General features: G+C 35.7%; 14 protein-coding genes, 2 tRNA genes and 1 rRNA gene. 15 read left to right on the top strand and 2 right to left on the bottom strand.

The features are described 5' to 3' along the window. Positions 1-18 precede the first annotated feature (18 nt). A complete protein-coding gene (locus PHF10_00435; protein MDD5534206.1) occupies positions 19-474 on the bottom strand; it encodes a hypothetical protein in 456 nt (151 codons plus the stop codon). Between the two features lie 130 nt (positions 475-604). Here PHF10_00435 and PHF10_00430 point away from each other — a divergent pair, with 130 nt between their 5' ends. The 4 genes from PHF10_00430 (at position 605) to PHF10_00415 (ending at position 5990) form a co-directional block, all read left to right on the top strand. Continuing rightward, the gene (locus PHF10_00430) at positions 605-1108 is read left to right on the top strand and encodes an Hsp20/alpha crystallin family protein (protein ID MDD5534205.1); all 504 of its coding nucleotides are present in this window, start codon (positions 605-607) and stop codon (positions 1106-1108) included. Positions 1109-1110: 2 nt separating this feature from the next. Then, positions 1111-3000: a VanW family protein gene (locus PHF10_00425; protein MDD5534204.1), complete on the top strand. Its 1890-nt coding sequence runs from the start codon at positions 1111-1113 to the stop codon at positions 2998-3000. Between the two features lie 14 nt (positions 3001-3014). Beyond that, positions 3015-5063, top strand: coding sequence for a translation initiation factor IF-2 (infB, locus tag PHF10_00420; GenBank protein MDD5534203.1), 2049 nt, complete (start codon positions 3015-3017; stop codon positions 5061-5063). A gap of 210 nt (positions 5064-5273) precedes the next feature. Continuing rightward, positions 5274-5990, top strand: coding sequence for a sugar phosphate nucleotidyltransferase (locus PHF10_00415; GenBank protein ID MDD5534202.1), 717 nt, complete (start codon positions 5274-5276; stop codon positions 5988-5990). Here PHF10_00415 and PHF10_00410 read toward each other — a convergent pair whose 3' ends face one another. Then, the gene (locus tag PHF10_00410) at positions 5991-7508 is read right to left on the bottom strand and encodes a PEGA domain-containing protein (GenBank protein MDD5534201.1); all 1518 of its coding nucleotides are present in this window, start codon (positions 7506-7508) and stop codon (positions 5991-5993) included. It lies immediately after the preceding gene. Between the two features lie 12 nt (positions 7509-7520). Here PHF10_00410 and murA point away from each other — a divergent pair, with 12 nt between their 5' ends. The 11 genes from murA to PHF10_00355 all read left to right on the top strand — a co-directional run bounded on the left by murA (position 7521) and on the right by PHF10_00355 (position 16441). Continuing rightward, positions 7521-8780, top strand: coding sequence for a UDP-N-acetylglucosamine 1-carboxyvinyltransferase (murA, locus tag PHF10_00405; protein ID MDD5534200.1), 1260 nt, complete (start codon positions 7521-7523; stop codon positions 8778-8780). Positions 8781-8834: 54 nt separating this feature from the next. Then, positions 8835-9161: a 30S ribosomal protein S16 gene (rpsP, locus tag PHF10_00400; GenBank protein ID MDD5534199.1), complete on the top strand. Its 327-nt coding sequence runs from the start codon at positions 8835-8837 to the stop codon at positions 9159-9161. A 179-nt stretch (positions 9162-9340) separates the two neighbouring features. Then, entirely contained in the window at positions 9341-9649 is a 309-nt protein-coding gene (locus tag PHF10_00395; protein ID MDD5534198.1) for a KH domain-containing protein, read from the top strand. A gap of 63 nt (positions 9650-9712) precedes the next feature. Next, positions 9713-10387 (top strand): tRNA (guanosine(37)-N1)-methyltransferase TrmD, encoded by a 675-nt coding sequence (gene trmD, locus PHF10_00390; protein MDD5534197.1) that lies wholly within the window; start codon positions 9713-9715, stop codon positions 10385-10387. A gap of 125 nt (positions 10388-10512) precedes the next feature. Then, positions 10513-12035 (top strand): 16S ribosomal RNA (locus tag PHF10_00385). Positions 12036-12172: 137 nt separating this feature from the next. After that, a complete protein-coding gene (locus PHF10_00380; protein ID MDD5534196.1) occupies positions 12173-12469 on the top strand; it encodes a MazG nucleotide pyrophosphohydrolase domain-containing protein in 297 nt (98 codons plus the stop codon). A 125-nt stretch (positions 12470-12594) separates the two neighbouring features. After that, positions 12595-12669 (top strand) — tRNA-Ile (locus PHF10_00375). Between the two features lie 214 nt (positions 12670-12883). Continuing rightward, a tRNA-Val gene (locus tag PHF10_00370) sits at positions 12884-12959 on the top strand. A 185-nt stretch (positions 12960-13144) separates the two neighbouring features. Continuing rightward, complete coding sequence (gene hisI, locus PHF10_00365) at positions 13145-14368, top strand: phosphoribosyl-AMP cyclohydrolase (protein ID MDD5534195.1); 1224 nt, start codon at positions 13145-13147, stop codon at positions 14366-14368. Beyond that, positions 14350-15015, top strand: coding sequence for an ATP phosphoribosyltransferase (hisG, locus tag PHF10_00360; protein ID MDD5534194.1), 666 nt, complete (start codon positions 14350-14352; stop codon positions 15013-15015). Before hisI ends, hisG begins: the two co-directional genes overlap by 19 nt. Then, positions 15005-16441, top strand: coding sequence for an adenylosuccinate synthetase (locus tag PHF10_00355; GenBank protein MDD5534193.1), 1437 nt, complete (start codon positions 15005-15007; stop codon positions 16439-16441). The genes hisG and PHF10_00355 overlap by 11 nt, the downstream gene beginning before the upstream one ends. The last annotated feature ends 5 nt before the right edge of the window (positions 16442-16446 follow it).

The following is a 16446-nucleotide window of genomic DNA, read 5'->3' as shown; positions in this document are numbered from 1 at the left end:
CAACGGTCTTTTTTATTTTCAATTTTTTAGAAGCCACTTATGGATATTAACCACTACTTTAACCAACAAGACAAATAAGATAATAAATGCGAAACAGATTCCAAATATTACTCCAACTCCCAGCCCGGCAACGAATCCAGCTCCTAATCCTTCAAAGAGCCCGCAAGAGAATCCAACCAAAAGTCCTATAACGACTCCATAAGCGAATGCGTCAAGAATTGAGATTGTGATTGTTTTTGCTCCTGAAAACACTTTTTTTTCTGCTGTATCCAGCATCCACATTAAAAACAGAATCCAGGAATAAGCAGGTAGAAAAAGAACATCCCACCAGCGGGAGAGAGTTAATTTAATCCATGGAATTTCTTGGGTTGAGACTGGTCCGAAATGACTGACTATACATAAAGTTATAGCCATTATGACTGTGCTCCAGAAAGAGACAATAGCCATAATTCCAAATTTTCTTCTTTCACTCATCTTGCCCCCTTTTTTATAAAGAACTGATTTATATATAAATATAATAACATTTTTTTATTTTTTGTCAAGGGGTTGTTTTTTTATTCTTTTCTGTTACAATAAAAGAATAGTTTAATCTAAATATTCGTTTATGACAAAAATTATTTGGTCAAAAATAACCGGTCTGCCCAAGGATGTTTTGGAAAAAGAAACCGAGGAAGTGAATACGACTTCCGAGGCGCCGATAAAGAAAAAAGTAAAAGAAAAAAAGCCGTTTATGGCCAAAAAGAAACCTGAAGAAAGCGAAATAAAAAAATGGCTGCCTGATTCAGGACAAGGTCAATTGGTGGTTGATATTTTTGAAAGAGACAATAACATTATCGTTGAATCCACGATTGCCGGCATTAACAAAGAAGACATTGATATTACGGTTGAATCTGACTTGATTGTTATCAGGGGTGAAAGAAGGCAGGAAACAGAAGATGAAACAAAAAATTATTATTTGCAAGAATGTTTTTGGGGGAAATTTTCCCGGACCTTGGTTTTGCCATATCCGGTAAAATCCGACAAAGTAAAAGCGAATTTAAAAAATGGAATTTTAACCGTTATTTTGCCAAAAACCGAAGACAAAGATCAAAATATTGAAGTTGAATAATTATGGCTCCTCGTTTAAATTTAACCAAACAAAATCATAATCTTGTGCGCAGGCCGAATCATAAAAAAATAATATTTTTCTTTTTATTTATTATTGTTATTTTACTTGCTCTGAGTGGTTATTGTCTCATGTTTCAAAAAAAATACGCCTTGGCCATTTATCCGAAATTTTATTGCAATGGCCTGGATTTGGGCGGTTTGAAATTGCAAGAAGCCAAGGATTTATTAAGTGAAACAGTTGATCAAATGGAATCTCAAGGTTTTTCTTTTTATGCCAAAACTGATTTGGGGGAGAAAAGAATAAATACGGAAACTAATTCAATCGGCTTGGCCGATCCGGATTTAAGCCGTTCAATTATCAATTTTAACACTGATTTAACCGCGGAAAAAGCTTTTGCCATCGGACGTCAAGGTAATATTTTTCAAAGATTTTTGGAAATTATTCAAGGCAAAACAATTTATCCGGAAGTTCAAATAGATAAATCAGGGCTTCAGCAAATTTTGGAAGAAAATTTTAAATCATTGGAAAAACCGGTTCAAAACGCCAGAATTGAATTAAATAAGCAAGAATTGGTTTTATTGGAAGAAAAACCGGGGTTTATTTTGGACTATGAAAATGGAATCAAACAAATGGAAACCAATTTGCGATTTTTCCAAAATATTGAAGTGCAGATTCCGGTTAAGGAGTTAGAACCTCAAATAAAAATTAGTGAATGTTCAAAAATTTTCAATCAAGCTCAAGATTTATTTAATTCGGCATCTTATATTTTGCAATACGGCAAAAAAGAGAAAAAATTGCCTTCAACCAAATGGGCTGAATGGCTGGAATTTACCAAAGATGGCAGCAATCAAATAAGTTTGACTCTTAATCAGGAAAAAATTAAAGAATTTTTAAAACCACTGGCCGCGGAAATTGATGTTGAATCGATTGATGCTCAATTTAAAATAGAAAATGATAAAGTGGTTGAGTTCTCTGCCGGTCAATCAGGCATGAAGATGAATTTTGATGCTTCTGCTCAGGCAATTATTCAATCATTCTCAGATGATTTGTCGCAAAATAAAACTGGCGAAGAAATTCAGAAAAATAAAGAAATCAAATTAATTGTCGAAGAAACTAAGCCGACCCAAATTGTTGAAAACATTAATGACTTGGGTATTAAAGAATTGGTCGGTCGAGGAGTTTCCGATTTTAGCGGCAGCCCGCAAAATCGTCGCGTTAACATTAAAGTCGGAGCTCAAAAATTAAATGGCATTCTGATTAAACCCGAAGAAGAATTTTCTACTATTAATGCGATCGGCCCGGTTGATAAAGAAGCCGGTTTTCTTCCGGAATTGGTCATTAAAGGAGATCGGACAGTGCCGGAATATGGAGGCGGTCTTTGTCAATTAGGGACAACTATGTTTAGGGTGGCTCTTAATGCAGGTGTGTCTATCACTCAGCGCTCCCCTCATTCTTATCGGGTTGTTTACTATGAACCGGCCGGTATGGATGCTACTATATATTCACCTCAACCGGATTTAAGATTTATCAATGACACAGAACACTATCTTTTAATTCAGACAAAAATAGAAGGAAATAATTTGATTTTTGAATTATATGGCACACCGGACGGCCGAAAAATTGAAACCACCAAGCCTAAAATTTTTAACATCACCAAGCCGGGTCCGATTAGATATATTGAGACAGATACCCTGGCGCCGGGCGTAAAAAAGAAAGTTGAATCAGCTCATCAAGGGGCTGACGCGGAATTTAAAAATATTATTACTTTTTCAAATGGCACCATCAGAGAAGATGTTTGGAAAAGTCATTATAAACCTTGGCCTGAAGTTTGGCTGATCGGCAAGGAAACAACAATAGTGCCGGAACCTCAAATTAATCAACCAACAAATTAAAAAATTGAAAAAAAATGAATATAACTGAATTAGCCAGACAATTAAAAGTTACGCCGCAAGAGCTTAAGGAAAAATTACCCGAGCTCGGTTTTCATATTGGTTTAAGGGCGATTCAAATTCCGGACGATCAGGCTAATAAAGTAATAGAAGCTTGGCATGAAGCGGAAAAAAAATCAGCCTTGCTTCAAAAAATTAAAGATAAAATGTCGCGTGTGGCAGACGAAGAAGAAACAGTTAAAACCAATTCCATCTCCATTCCGCCGACAATTCAGGTTTATCGTCTAGCCGAAAAATTAAAAATGCCTATTACCAAATTAATGGGAGAGTTGATTAAAAATGGAGTTCTGGCCAGTATTAATGAAAATTTGGATTATGAAGTTGCGGCAATTGTTTCTGAAAATTTTGGATTTAAAGCCACAAGAGGGGAAGGAGGAGAAGAAATAATAAAGAAAAAAATGATTAAAGAAAGATTGGAAGAAGTTCTGGCACAGGAAGATAAAAATGATTTGATAATTCGTCCGCCGGTAGTGGTGGTGATGGGTCATGTTGATCATGGTAAAACCACTATTTTGGATGCTATTCGCCAAACTCATGTTGCTGACAAAGAAGTGGGAGGTATTACTCAAAAAATCGGCGCCTATCAAGTGATGATTCCTTCAAAGGAAAAAGAATCATCACCCCGAGCGAAGAAAGGGGCAGCTGCGTCACGCACAATTACTTTTATAGACACGCCCGGCCATGAAACTTTTCAAGCCATGCGATCAAGAGGCGGAGAAGCAGCTGATATCGCTGTTTTGGTAGTGGCCGCTGATGATAAAATTCAACCCCAAACCATTGAATCAATAAAAATTATTCAACAAGAAAATTTGCCGTTCATAGTGGCAATTAATAAAATAGACAAACCCGAAGCAGACGTTGAAAGAGTCAAGAAAGGTTTGTCGGAAATTAATTTAATACCCGAAGATTGGGGAGGCTCGGTTATTTGTGTACCGGTTTCCGGTAAAACAAAACAAGGAATTGATGAATTATTGGAAATGATACTTCTTTTGGCAGATATGAAAAAAGATAAATTGATGGCCAATCCGAAAGGAATACTGGTGGGAACGATTATTGAAACTCATCGCGATCCGGGCGCGGGCGAAGTGGCAAGTCTGATTATTTTTAACGGACTTTTGGAAAAAGGAACTAATTTAATCGCCGGTCATGGTTATGGAAGAGTTAAATTAATCAAGAATCGGGCGAATAAAGAAGTGGAAAAAGCGCCAAGCGGCATGCCGGTTCAAATTTTCGGTCTTAAGGGAGTGGTGAAAGTCGGGGACATTGTTGAAGAAATAAAAGACAACAAGGAATTTAAAAAGAAAATTAAAGAAATTGATTTGTCTTATCAAAAAAGAGGAGACAGTAATCAAACGCAAGGAGTAAAAGACAAAAAGACAACACGAAAATCTCTTAATCTTATTTTGAGAGCTGATGTTTCCGGATCACTTGAGGCCGTTATTCATGCTTTGGAAAAAATAAATCATCCGGAAGTAAAAATTAATATTTTAAAAAAGGATTTAGGCAATTTGACCGAGATTGATGTGGAGCTGGCCAAAAATGCCAATGCTTGGCTGATCGGTTTTAACGTTGATATGACCAATCAGGCAAAGCAAGCGGCTTCGGATATGGGAATTAAAATAAATATTTATCAGATTATTTACGACTTGCTGCAGAATGTCAAAGATGAAATGAATAAATCTTTCTCCATAGAAATTATAGAAGAAAAAACCGGTAAATTGGAGGTTTTGGCGATTTTCAGAACCGCGGGCAAGGAAACTATCTTGGGCGGCCGGGTTGTAACCGGTAAAATATTCAAAGATAATATCGCTCGAGTTTGGGGGGTAAATCAAGAATTGAAAGGCGAAGGTAGAATTGTTGAGCTTCAAGTCCATCATCAAGATGCGGCCGAAGCAAAACTCGGCACAGAATGCGGATTAAAACTCGTCGGTTCAGCCGAAGTTGTAGTCGGAGATTTTTTGGAAACTTATCGCGAAATTAAAAAAGAAAAGAAATTTATAGTTTAGTTTTACAAAATTCGTCTTCACTCAGCGCTCCAAACCCTTGAAAATTATACTCGTTTTATTCTGAAAAATTCATAACTCCTCTCCCGACTATAGTGGGATCGTCAAATAGATGAATTTTTCAATAAAACTCCTTAATTTTCTAAGGCTTTTCCGCGATATCGTTCAGGCAAATTTCGTTCATAGTGTGTTAATTATTTTTTTATAAATAATATGAAAGGAATTATTTTAGCCGGCGGCAACGGCAGCAGATTATTGCCGTGTACCAAAGTCATCAATAAGCATCTCTTGAATGTTTATGATAAGCCGATGATTTATTATCCTTTAGAAACCTTGGTTAAAGCTGATATAAAAGAAATTCTTTTGGTTACCGGTGGTAATAATCCCGGTGATTTTTTAAAATTATTGGGTAGCGGCAAAGAATGGGGAATTAAAGAAATGCATTATGCTTATCAGGAAGGCGCGGGTGGAATTGCCGAAGCATTGGGTTTGGCTGAAGATTTCGCCGACAACGAACCGATTGCCGTTATTTTGGGAGATAATATTTTTGAAGATGATTTTTCTCAAGCAGTGAAAGATTTTAAATCTCAGGTAAAAGGCGCCAAGCTTTTTTTGAAAGAAGTTCAAGATCCTCAACGTTTTGGCGTGGCGGAACTCAAAAATAATAAAGTCATTAATATTGAAGAAAAACCAACTAATCCTAAAAGCAAATATGCCGTAACCGGACTTTATATGTATGATTCGCAAGTTTTTGATATTATAAAAAATATCAAGCCCTCCCAAAGGGGAGAGCTTGAAATTACTGACGTTAATAATTTTTACATCAAACAGGGTACGGCCAGTTCGGAAATTGTTAAAGGATTTTGGTCTGACGCCGGAACATTTTCTTCGCTTTTGAAATCGGCGAATTTGGTGGCGCAATCAAGATAATTACTGAATTCTTAATTTGAAAAATCCTTCTTTGTCTCCAACTTTGCCAAGACAAAATAGATATGAGTTAGAATCCACTAAACAAGTGGAAATTTGTTCGCTTGAAAAAATAAGATGATTATTAAATCCGCCACGGTTATCTATTTCAAGAAGAAAAATTTGATTTTGTTGGGAAGACGCATCAGTCATGATATATAAAAGATAATTTTGAGTCGGATACAGAGAGGCATCTGAAATTATCGGACTGAGACGATTTATAATTTCTCTTTTAAACGGATTTTGTTCCGGATTGTCGCCGGAAATGTCCAATATTTGAAGCTCGTGATCGTTATAATAGAAATAATTATTTTTAGATGTAAAGGGCAGAAGTTCTGAGGCTTGAACATTTGTGGAAGCGCTTAATTGTCCAAGCGAATCAGGAGAGAGAATCATAAATTCTTTTTTACCGTTGTTGGTTAAAAATCTTGAATCACTTGAGGGCTGAATTTCAGAAAAAACAAACGGAAGATTCGGCAATTCCTGCTGGGCAATTAATATATTTTGTCCATTATTTTTTTTATTTAACCAATATTTTTCCAAAAATAATTTTTTTTGTCGTATTGTTAAAATTTCAATAGTTTCAGAAGATTCCAGCCAATCCGTAAAAGGATTATTAATTTGGAAGAAAACAGACATTTTATTATCAGATAAATTTATAGAGTAAACAGTGTTGTCTAATCTGATCAGAATAGTATTTTGTAAATTTTTCGCCCATTTGATATTAACAGCACCTTTTTGTTTGTCAAAAGCGGCAAAGTTAAACTTCGTAAATTCTTGATTCAGATTAATAAGTTTTTTTTCAGTCCAATCAAAAATAAAATAAGTATTTTTTTTATCGCGTTCAGCTGAAAATAAAATATTTTTTGCATTTGGAGCAAAGGAGATGAAATTAATTTTTCCGATATCGGTTAATTTTTCCAAAGAAATCAAACTTTCTTTTTCCGTTGTAAATAATTTAAATTGTTGACTAGATTTAGGGGACTCAGAACTGATCTGATAGATAATTTTATCTTTATTGGGGTTGGTCCATTTATTGACAATTTTTCCTTCATCCAACCAAATCGGTTGAGGAGAATTTAAAAATAATTGAATAAATTGAAAAGAGGTGGTTTGATTGGGCAGGATTTCAACTTTTTTATTCCAAGAATGATAACCGTTTTTTTGAACTTCCACTGAATATTGGCCGGGCAAAATATTGGAAATCAGAGAAGCAGTCGTTCCTTGTCGTTTAACCATACCAAAAATATCTTTATAAAACAAAAGAGAATCATACCAATGGTGTTCAATGGAGGTCTTACCATCAACTACCACTAAAGCATCTCGCGGATACGAATCAACGAATAAATTGCCGGTTTTGGTCAGCCGATGCGTTCTAAAATCAAATTGATACCCTTTGGCGTAAAATATCAAGGGCGGGGCGGTAATAATAAAAGCAAGAGTAAAAAATATAATTAAAAAAATTCTAAATTTTTTCGGCATAAATTAAATAATATGTCTAAATTCATTATTGAGGGCGGGAAACATTTGAAAGGAGAAGTAGAAATAAAAGGAATGAAAAACGCGGCGACTCCCATTATTGCGGCGACTCTTTTAACCGAGGAAACTAGCGTTATTGATAATGTCCCAAAAATTTCCGATGTTGATAAAATGATTGATATTTTAAAGAGTTTGGGCAGTGAAATATCTTGGACTGGCGATCATCAACTGACAATTTGCAATAAAAATATTTCTTTAAAAACATTGGATCAGAAAGCGGTCAAAAGTTTGCGTTCTTCAATTTTATTTCTTGGTCCTTTATTGGCCAGATGCGGCAAAGTTGATTTGCCTGAACCGGGCGGCTGCATTATCGGCAAGCGTCCGATTGATGTTCATCTGTCTGCCTTGAAAAGTTTGGGCGCTCAGATTATTGAAGATAACGGGTTCTATCATCTTAAGGCCGATAAGTTGATTGGCAGCAAGATTATTCTACCAGAATTTTCCGTTACCGCAACAGAGAATATCTTAATGGCCGCAGTCAAAGCTCAGGGCCAAACAACTATCAAATTAGCCGCTGAAGAACCCCATGTTCAGGATTTATGCAATTTTTTAAATAAAATGGGCGCGAAAATTTCCGGCATTGGCACTCATAATTTAATCATTGACGGGGTAGAAAAATTAAAGGGTGTTCAATATAAAATTATTCCTGATCAAATAGAAATCGGAACTTTTATTGTTTTGGCCGCAGTCACTCATTCGGAGCTGCATATTAAAAATATTATTCCCGAACACCTGGATTTAATTCTTTTAAAATTAGCGGAAATCGGTGTTAAATTTGAATTAAAAGAAAATCAGTTGGACATTTATCCTTCGTATAATTTAAAAGCTTTTAAATTGCAGGCCTTGCCTTATCCGGGTTTCCCCACTGATTTGCAGGCTCCTTTCGCGCTTTTAGCGACTCAATGCGACGGAGTCAGTTTGATTCAAGATCCGCTTTTTGAAAGTCGAATGAGTTATGTTGGAGAATTGATTAAAATGGGAGCCAACGCGGTTGTTGCCGATCCGCATCGCGTAATTATCACCGGTCCGACGCCTTTGTACGGACAAGAAATAAAAAGTTTTGATTTGCGCGCCGGCGCCACTTTGATTATTGCCGGTCTTTTGGCCAAAGGACAAACTATTATTAATCAAGTTGAAATTGTTGACCGGGGATATGAAAAAATGGAAGAAAGATTGTCTCTTTTGGGCGCAGACATTAAACGTACAGAAAATTAATCATTGTTAATAAACAGGATTGACTAATTTTTAAGGAGTGTTATATTAATCTCTATGTTAGCAATCAAACTATCAAGAATAGGAAAAAAACATCAGCCGTCTTTCAGACTGCTGGTTTTAGAAAAGTCCAAAGATCCGTGGGGAAATTTTTTGGAAGACCTGGGATATTATAATCCTCTGACCAAAAAATCGTCTCTTAACAATGAACGGATAAATTATTGGATTTCCAAAGGCGCTCAACCGACCAAGACGGTTCATAATTTGTTGGTTAATCTGCAAGTTATTACCGGCAAAAAGGTTAAGGTAACAAAAGTAACCATGAAAAATCAGGAAGCCAAAAAGCAAGCCGATATAAAAGAAGGAGAAAAGGCTGAGAAATAGGCTTGACAGATTTTTTATTTTTTGTTATAGTATATAAAGTAAAAGTGCCAGTCTCAAATGTTTGTAAATTTTAAAAAACATTTGGAAAAAGGTCGGAAGGCTGGATGATTTAAAAGGTAGCAAGTATTGATGTCCTGACTTAGAAGGTGCAGGAATCAAGCAAACTATAAAATACCAATATGGCAGTAAAAGCAAAAGATCAAGAATTTATAGAGTACGTTGTCAAGGCGCTTGTAGTCCACCCAGACGATGTTAAAGTCGTTCGCACAGTAGACGAAATGGGTGTTCTTCTTTCTTTAAGGCTTAATCCGGAAGATATGGGACAAATAATTGGTCGAGAAGGTTCAACCGCTCGAGCAATTAGAACTCTTATCCGCATTATCGGCTTAAGAAATAATGCGCGCATTAATCTTAAAATCGAAGAACCAGAAGGATCTACACGCGGAGTGAGAAGCACTTCCAGCGCGGTAGACGATTTAAAATTATAATTTTTACTCAATAGGGAAATAAAATCACTACCCTTTTGGGTGGTGATTTTATTTTATTTTATTATGAAATTTGACATTCTGACAATCTTCCCTGATATTTTTGAAAATTATTTCAACGCTTCGATTATCAAACGAGCTCGAGAAAAAAAATTAATTAAAATTAAGGTTCATAATTTTCGTTCTTTCACCGCCGACAAGCATAAAAAAGTGGATGACAAACCCTACGGTGGCGGTCCGGGGATGATTTTAAAAATAGAACCATTATATAACGCTCTTACAAAATTAAAATTTTTTTCAAAAACGAAAAATCAGAAAATTATTTTATTTACTCCGGAAGGAAAAAAATTTGATCAAAAAATGGCAAGACGTTTATCAAAATTGGAAAGAATAATTTTGATCTGCGGACGATACGAAGGCGTGGATGCCAGAATTGATAAATTTATTGATGAGAAAATTTCTATTGGCGATTATGTCTTAACCGGAGGAGAATTGCCGGCTATGATTTTGGTGGATGCCATTACCAGATTGATTCCAGGGGTTATCAGACAGGAATCCCTAAAAGAAGAGTCATTTGGCGATTCAGAGTTAACCACAGAATATCCACAATACACCCGTCCGGAAGTCTTTACATTTAAAGATAAATTTAGTAAAATTAAAAAACTTATTGTGCCGAAAGAATTGCTTTCAGGCAATCATCAAAAAATAGAGAAATGGAGACAAAAACATTTCGGCAATTAATAAGAGTACGTTGACAATTTAGATATTAGAAGCCTATTAATCTAAAAACATTAGTCTATTCAAACGCAAATCAAAGCGGGTAGCTAATCTGTTTCTTAATTATAAATTTTGGATCAAATAATCTCTTTTAAGAGAGTTTGATCCTGGCTCAGGATGAACGCTGGCGATGTGTCTAAGGCATGCAAGTCGAACGCATTGTGTCAATTTGACACAGTGAGTGGCAAACGGGAGAGTAACATATTAGTAATCTACCGGAAAGAGGAGCATAACCTGTCGAAAGACAGACTAATACTCCATGTTCTCCAATTTCGCAAGAAGTTGGAGCAAAGGTCGTAAGGCCGCTTTCTGAGGAGCTTATATCCTATCAGGTAGTTGGTAAGGTAATGGCTTACCAAGCCTATGACGGGTAGCAGGTGTGAGAGCACGACCTGCCTCATTGATACTGAGACACTGATCAATCTCCTACGGGAGGCTGCAGTCAAGGATCTTTCTCAATGGCCGAAAGGCTGAAGGAGCGACATCGCGTGCAGGAAGAAGCTCTTCGGAGTGTAAACTGCTTTTTTAGGGGAAAAATTTTTGTGATTGTACCTTAAGAATAAGCCGCTGCAAATCTCGTGCCAGCAGCCGCGGTAATACGAGAGCGGCAAGCGTTATCCGGATTTACTGGGCGTAAAGAGTGTGTAGGCGGTTTAATAAGTTTTCGGTTAAAGACCTTTGCTCAACATTGGGAATGCCGGAAAAACTATTAAACTAGAGGCTGGGAGAGGCAAGTGGAATTGCCGGTGTAGGGGTAAAATCCGTTGATATCGGTAGGAACACCAAATGCGAAGGCAACTTGCTAGAACAGCCCTGACGCTGAGACACGAAAGCGTGGGGATCAAAAAGGATTAGATACCCTTGTAGTCCACGCCCTAAACTATGGATGCTGAATATTGGAAGTGTCGACCCTTCCAATGTTGTTGTAAAAAAGCTAACGCGTTAAGCATCCCGCCTGGGGAGTACGGTCGCAAGACTAAAACTCAAAGGAATAGACGGGGACCCGCACAAGCGGTGGATTATGTGGTTTAATTCGACAACAAACGAGGAACCTTACCAGGGTTTGACATACTAGAAGTATTCTGACGGAAACGTCGGGAGACCGTAAAATCGGAGTCTAGAACAGGTGCTGCATGGTCGTCGTCAGCTCGTGTCGTGAGATGTACCGTTAAGTCGGGAAACGAGCGCAACCCTTGCTGTTAGTTACTAAACTCTTTATTGAGCAGAACCCTAACAGGACTGCCGGTGATGAACCGGAGGAAGGCGAGGATGACGTCAGATCAGCATGGCCCTTATGCCCTGGGCTACACACATAATACAATGGCCGGTACAAAGGGAAGCAAAGCCGCAAGGCGAAGCAAATCCCATTAAAACCGGTCTCAGTTCGGATTGAGGTCTGCAACTCGACCTCATGAAGCTGGAATCGCTAGTAACCGTATATCAGCTATGGTACGGTGAATACGTTCTCGGGTCTTGTACTCACCGCCCGTCAAGCCAAGAGAGCCGATAGTACCCGAAAGCCCATGTTCATGGGAATAAGGTAAGATTGGTAATAAGGGCTAAGTCGTAACAAGGCATCCGTAGGGGAACCTGCGGATGGAACACCTCATTTAGAGGACTTATATTTTTTCTATTACTTTCGAGTAATAGAAAAATTAAGGTCGAAGGTTAGTTTACCCGCTTTGATTTGCGTTTTTAGAGCAAGAAAACCAGTTGACTTAACTGGTTTTTTTGTTACAATTATTTATTATGGAAATAAAAAAAGCTCAGCAATGGGTTGACGAAGATTGGAAAACAAAATCTCAAACAGTTGACGAACATCTGGAAATTTTATTTTTAATGGAAGAACTTGGTGAAATGGCGGAAATGATCAGAAAACAAGCCGGCAAGAAAGAAAGAAAAAATATTAAAGTTGATTTAGGCAAAGAAATGGGAGATATTTTAATCAGCTTATTGACCTTGGCTAATCGTTATGGCGTTGATTTGGAACAATCTTTTTTAAAATCAAAAAGAAAAATTATCAAACGCCACAAACAAGGATATTAAATGGGGTTGACTAATTCTTAAAATATTATATTATTTTATTTGTGAGCGAGCGAGAGAAAAGCAAATTAATTTGCTTTTCCGAGTGAGTGAAACAAACACAGGGTAAAAACCCTTTATTATTCAATGCGCGAGTAGTTCAATGGTAGAACGCGTCTCTGATAAAGACGAGGTTGAAGGTTCGATTCCTTCCTCGCGCACCATATATTAAATGGGCACTTGGTCCCTCACATGAAAATTATATGTTTAAGAATTAGTAGAATTTATAAAACATTAATTTCCATTTGATTTAGTCTGTGTATAAAACAGGTGCTCCTAAAAAAGGCACCAAAATATAAAAAACATACTTAAAAGATATTCTGGGTCGTATATACATTTAAAAAAGAATCAAAATATTTCTAATAATTTTCATGTGAGGGGCACTTGGCGCAGTTGGTAGCGCGTCACATTGACATTGTGAAGGTCAGAGGTTCGAGTCCTCTAGTGCCCACCATAAAGTGAGGGAAAAATCAGAGATTTATTCCTCACTTTATTTATTATAACAATCATGCACTTATTTTTAAAATTGCTGAATGAAGATAATCTCACGCGCATGAAAACTAGGAAATTTTAGTGACGATTTATAGGTTTCGTTTAATTTTGACGAAAATTATTTTATGCTATATAATAAAAGTATCTATGATAATCCCAAGTATTGATATTATAAGAGGTAAAGCAGTACAATTGCAGCAAGGAAAAACTAAGGTTTTAGAAAGATCTGACATTTTTAGTTTAGTTGAAGATTTTAAAAAATATGGAGAAATTGCGGTTGTTGACCTTGATGCTGCGATGGATAAGGGTAATAATTTGAAATTAATAAAAAAAATCTGTAAGTTAGCAGAATGTAGGGTTGGTGGCGGGATAAGAAATTTAGAAAAGGCCAATGAATTATTAGCTGCAGGAGCAAAAAAGATAATAATTGGGACAAAAGCAACTAAAGAATTTTTAAAAGAATTGCCGAAGGATAGAATTATTGTCGCCATTGATACAAAAGGAGGTAAAATAGTTGATCATGGGTGGACCAATCTAACAACAAAAACTCCCTCACAGGTTATTGAGGAGTTGTCTGAATATTGTAGTGAATTTCTTTTTACCAATGTAGATAAAGAAGGTTTAATGAATGGTCTAGATTTTAATATTTTTAAAAAATTTTTAAATTTAACTTCAAATAAATTTACAATTGCAGGCGGAATAACTACATATAAGGATATAAAAAACCTCGAGAAACTAAATGTTAATTCCCAGATCGGTATGGCTTTATATACTGGGAAAATTAAACTATCCGAAGCTTTTATTTCTGTGCTCGATTTTAAAAAAGTAAAAGGATTAATCCCGACAATTGTTCAAGATACTAAAGGAGGGGTTTTAATGCTAGCTTATTCTTCTCATGAATCGCTTAAAAAAACTTTTGCTACTAATTTTGCTACATATTATAGTCGTTCAAGAAAGGATCTTTGGCAAAAAGGTGAAACTTCTGGTAATAAACAATTTCTTTTAAAAGCTAGATATGATTGTGACAAAGATGCTATTATTTTTGTAGTAAAACAAAAAGGATGCGCATGTCACACGGGATCTTATTCTTGTTTTGGTGATAAATATTTTTCCCTTGAAGATGTCTATAATATTATTTGTGATCGGATTAAAAATCCAAAAGCTGATTCTTTTGTTTCAAACTTAGCTAAGAATGAAATAAAAATTAAGGGTAAGATTTTAGAAGAAATAGATGAAATGATTAATTATAAAGATAGAGATAATTTAATTTGGGAAGTTGCAGATTCAGTTTTTTTTATAATGATGTTTATGGCAAAACATCATATTACAATCAGAGATATAGAAAATGAATTATGGAGAAGAAGAAAATAAATAATATAATGAGACTTGCGTTGCCTAAAGGAATATTATTGTCAAATGTTCTTAGTCTTTTGGAAAAAATTGATATCAAATTTAAATTTAAAAATAACAGAGACTATAATCCTATTTGTAATGATTTAAATATAAAAGCTAAGCTTGTCAAGGTTCGTGCCATTCCTCAATTATTAGCACTTGGTCAATTTAATGCGGGTTTTGTCGGACTTGATTTAATAAAAGAATCTGGTTATAGTGAGATTGAACCAATTTTTGATTTGAAATTAAACCAAGTGAGATTGGTCGCCGCAGTCCATAAAAGTCAAAAAGATATCATAGTTAACCCCCCAAAGAGGCCGCTGCTTATTGCGACTGAATATGAGAATATTGCTGGAAATTGGGCATTTGATAAAAATTTAGCACATATAATTATTCAAACTTGGGGATCAACCGAAGCATATGCTCCAGATGATGCTGATATTGTTTTTGATAATATTGATACTGGGGAAACGATGGCTGCAAATAATCTTATTGTAGTAGACGAAATAATGAGAAGTTCGACTTATCTGGTGATAAATAAAGAAAATTACAAAAATGGATTTATTAAAGAAAAAATTAATGAAATGATTATTAAATTAAATGATATAAAAAAAAATGAAAAATAACAAAGTAAGCTTTGGTAATAAAAAATCTGGCAAAGCAACTGTTTTAGTGGGTATCCAGTATGGTGATGAGGGTAAGGCCAGGGTTTTAGATTATCTCTTGAAGCATACGAAATATGATGTTGTAGCGAGGTTTAATGGCGGCGCAAATGCTGGGCATACACTGGAGGCGAATGGTATTAGAATTGCTCTGCATCAGGTACCCTCTGGAATTTTTTATAAAAAAATGATTTTGTATTACGGTTCAGGCTGCGTGCTTGAACCTATTAAATTTAATAGGGAAATAAAAGAAATAAATTCTCATGGTTTAAATATTAATAATAGACTTATAATATCACCTAACGTGCCATTAGTTAAACCTTCTGATATTATTTATGATAAAATATATGGCGCCAAAATAGGGACAACCGGCAATGGTATAGGGCCAGCATATGCAGATGTGGCACTTAGAATGGAGTCAGACATAATTAGGAATATTAGAATTGGAGATTATTTATCTAATCCATTGAAATTTAAAAATATAATCAATAAATTGTTGATTAATGCTATTAAATGGAGTCAAATTAAAGATATGAACATCCAAAAAGCTGTTGACGATTTTGATTATGGGGTAAAGAAACTTAAAAAATTTGTTTCAAAAGATCCACTTGTTCTTCAAAAAATGGCAGAGGGTGGAAAAAATATATTTTTTGAAGGGGCAAATTCGATTATGCTCGACCCGATTTATGGAACAGTGCCTTATGTAACTTCTAGTAGAACTGTAGCCGGCGCAGCTTATGTGGGCGGAGATTTGTCTAATAAATTTCATCAAAAAACCGTGGCGGTGGTTAAAGCTATTATGTCGCGAGTCGGCAATGGCCCTTTTGTTTCTGAATTTGGCGGTAGCAAGAGTGAAATATATTGTGCTGAAGACGGAGGGATGTCTCATACAAAAGAAGAGGAAAATATTCAATATTCTGATCCCAAGAGATTACTTTCTAAAAGTGAGTTTGAAATCGGGGTTGCTTTGAGAATACTTGGAGGTGAATATGGAGCTACTACAAAAAGACCACGTCGTATCGGTATTTTTGATTTAGTGATGATCAAACATAATGCCAGATTGAGTGGTGTTGATGAAATATTCATAAACAAAATAGATTGTCTAGAATATTTTAATCATACTAAACTACCAGGGATTCCTGTTGTGGTAGCATATAAACTAGGTAAAAAGATTATAGATTTTTTCCCTTCATCCGAAGAAGAACTTAGAAAAACTAAACCGGTAATAAAATATTTACCATTCATAAAACAAGATCTTTCAGAAATAAAATTAAAAAATAAATTGCCTAAGGAAGTTTTATTTTTTATTAAATTTGTTGAAAATGAGACTGGCTTAACTGTTTCAGGTATCGGTGTGGGCCCAAAAAGAGATCAATTTATTTTAATGTAATATTT

This window comes from Patescibacteria group bacterium, assembly GCA_028716665.1.
GTDB lineage: Bacteria > Patescibacteriota > Patescibacteriia > UBA2591 > JAQUPP01 > JAQUPP01.
This window is presented reverse-complemented; position numbering and strand designations above follow the sequence as displayed.